The sequence below is a fragment of the Streptococcus mitis genome, from assembly GCF_946188585.1.
Taxonomy (GTDB): domain Bacteria; phylum Bacillota; class Bacilli; order Lactobacillales; family Streptococcaceae; genus Streptococcus; species Streptococcus mitis_DG.
Genome location: NZ_CAMHVI010000042.1, coordinates 1 through 248, shown reverse-complemented (window position 1 = coordinate 248; position 248 = coordinate 1). Strand labels below are relative to the sequence as shown.

Genomic DNA, 248 nt, shown 5'->3' with positions numbered 1-248 from the left:
CAGGCAAGGCAGTTCCTAATGCAATCTTTACGCTGTAAGGATTTTGTCGAACACTGACAGCAAAAAACGGACACCGTATTTGCGTTGTCTGTGTTGCCTTCATTTCATCAAGCAAGTATTGTTTCATGCGCCCAGCCTTTGCTTTTAACGCTTTAGAACGTGCTGTCATTGCCTTTGTCGCTTCATCAATTGCTTCGGCTTCGGCTTCTTGATTGCGAATGTACATCGCCACGTTTACGGCCTTGTCG

1 protein-coding gene is annotated in these 248 nt (G+C 46.0%); it reads right to left on the bottom strand.

Annotation, left to right across the window (positions count from 1 at the left end; translation table 11 throughout):
* Positions 1 to 226: siphovirus Gp157 family protein (locus tag N8M66_RS09350; protein WP_261047241.1), on the bottom strand; the 226-nt coding region annotated here is incomplete at its 3' end.
* Positions 227 to 248 lie beyond the last annotated feature (22 nt).